This is a genomic window from Streptomyces sp. NPDC002156 (genome assembly GCF_053593675.1).
In genome coordinates, this window is the sequence record NZ_JBSFDA010000356.1 from 1 (window position 1) to 2,089 (window position 2,089).

General features: G+C 70.7%; 3 protein-coding genes. 2 read left to right on the plus strand and 1 reads right to left on the minus strand.

The genetic code is table 11. The features are described from left to right. Positions 1-105 precede the first annotated feature (105 nt). Together ACWCRB_RS49645 and ACWCRB_RS49650 are read left to right on the plus strand one after the other, a co-directional pair. On the plus strand, positions 106-699 hold the full coding sequence (locus ACWCRB_RS49645; protein WP_451002350.1) for a helix-turn-helix transcriptional regulator: 594 nt from the start codon (positions 106-108) through the stop codon (positions 697-699). Positions 700-807: 108 nt separating this feature from the next. Continuing rightward, positions 808-1,488 carry a methyltransferase domain-containing protein gene (locus ACWCRB_RS49650; protein ID WP_451002351.1) on the plus strand — a complete coding sequence of 227 codons (681 nt, stop codon included), beginning with the start codon at positions 808-810 and terminating at the stop codon, positions 1,486-1,488. A gap of 117 nt (positions 1,489-1,605) precedes the next feature. On the opposite strand, the gene ACWCRB_RS49655 is transcribed toward ACWCRB_RS49650, so the two are convergent. Further along, positions 1,606-1,995, minus strand: a complete 390-nt coding sequence (locus tag ACWCRB_RS49655) for a ribosomal maturation YjgA family protein (protein ID WP_451002352.1) — start codon at positions 1,993-1,995, stop codon at positions 1,606-1,608. Between the last annotated feature and the right edge of the window lie 94 nt (positions 1,996-2,089).

Here is a 2,089-nt window from a genome sequence, read left to right on the forward strand (position 1 = left end):
TGGGCGGTGAGTTCGGCATCGGGGTAGTGCTCGGGACTTGCGTCGAGGTCGACCCGTATGCCCTGGCCGTCCGCGCGGTCGTACACGTTGACCGCCACGGTCGCCATGGGTGACCTGGACGCGGCGAAGGACTGGGCCGAGCGGGCCCACGAGGAGGCCGAGCGGCTCGATCTGCCCGTGCAGCGCGCCTCGGCCATGCGCAGCGCCGCGCAGATACGCCTCGGTCTGGGTGACGACCGGGCGGCGGCGGACCTGTTCATGGCGGCGGCCGACGAGAGCGCCCGCAGCGGAGGGGTGTTCTGGGAGGCGTTCTCCCTGCTCTTCGGCGCCTCCCTGCTGGCGGCGGACCCGGGCGCTTCGCGGCGGGGGCAGGCGGCCTGGCACCGGGGGCGGCGGCTCGCCGTGGCCGGGGGCTGCGGGATGCTGACCGGTCTCGCCGAGGCGGTCGGCCCGATGGTGGCCGCAGCCGCCGACGCGCCCGAGCGCCGCCTCGCCGAACTGACCGCCCGGGAACGGGAGATCGCCGACCTCGTCGCCGACGGCCTCACCAGCCCGGCGATCGCCGAACGGCTCTGCCTGAGCCGCCGCACGGTCGAGACCCACCTCTCCCGGGTCTACCGCAAGACGGGAGTCTCATCGCGGGCAGCTCTGGCGGGCCTGATGGCGGGGCGCACGCCGAAGCCTTCCTTGAGCGGATGAGCCACGCACGGTTCGAACCACGGACACCGGGAGTCCTGTGCATCAGCCACAAGTCACAAGGCGCGAGACGGTGCGACTTACGCTGACACCCGGCGACCGGACCCCCTAATCGCCGCCAGGATCCATCAAGCCCTCGGTGGTGCCGCCACTGTGATCAACGTAGGAGCCGGCACCGGCTCCTACGAGCCGTCACACACGGTGCTGGCGGTCGAACCCAGCTCAGTGATGATCGCCCAGCGCCCAGCCGGATCCGCACCCGCCCTGGAAGCATCCGCGGAGTCGATCCCTCTCGCCGACGACTCGGCCGATGCGGCGATGGCCCTCCTGACAGTGCACCACTGGAGCGACCTGGAAGCCGGCATCGGCGAACTCCTCCGCATCGCCCGGCAGCGGATCGTCGTCCTGACCTTCGACCCCGACATCAACCACAGGTTCTGGCTGATGGAGGAGTACCTGCCCGAAGCAGCCGCGTTCGACGACACACGAGCCGTCGCGGTCGACCGCTTGGCCACGCTGTTGGGAGGCGTCCGCATCGAAACCGTCCCCATCCCGCACGACTGCACCGACGGATTCCTCGCCGCCTTCTGGCGTCGACCCGAGGCATACCTCGACCCGGAAGTGCGGGCCGGTATCTCGCTGTTCGCCCAGACCAGCGACGAAGTCGTCCAGCCGGGCCTGGCCCGGCTGTCGGACGACCTGTCCTCCGGCCGGTGGCACCAACGCCATGCCGACCTGCTCGACCGCGAAGCCCTCGACGCCGGCTACCGGCTACTCGTGGCCGACCTGTAGAACCGGGCGAACCGTCAGACGGCACACTCGACGGCGAGTGTGCAGCGGCCCGGGAGCCTCTGGGTGTCCGATGCTGTTCACCGCTGCTCGCCGACCTTCGCCGCCAGGAGGCCGGTATCAGCTGGGTTCTGTACGCCGACGTGCCGAGTAGGGGCGGCCCACCGTGGTGTGGACGAGCCAACCCGCTGCCGCACCGACTGCGTACCAGAACAAGTCGGGTGGATTGAAGGTGGAACCGAGCACGAGGCGAATGATGGCGCTGCGTTGGGAGAGTTCCGCCGTCATCTCGCTGAGCTGCAGGAACTCGATCGCCCAGCTGACGGTCAGTGCGCTTGCGGCGGCCGTCAGGGGTGTCACTCGTGGTGCCACCAGAACGACCAGGGTGAGAAGCAGGACGGTGTACAGCGCGTCTCCGCCGTACTTGGCCAGGCTTCCCGCGGCCACCGCCCGGAGTCCCAGCCCCGCGCCGACGGTCACCACCGCGGCCCCGGCCGCCGCCAGCCGGATCCGTACCGGTTCGACGCCGTGGTCATCGGTTCCGGGGATGAGGGGCACAGGGGCATACTGCCGGACGTCCGGCGCTCGCGGCGAAGCCGCGCAC

Excerpts from the sequence above, each read along its gene's own strand:
- ACWCRB_RS49645 (WP_451002350.1), top strand. The coding sequence starts at position 106 with ATGGGTGACCTGGACGCGGCGAAGGACTGGGCCGAGCGGGCCCACGAG.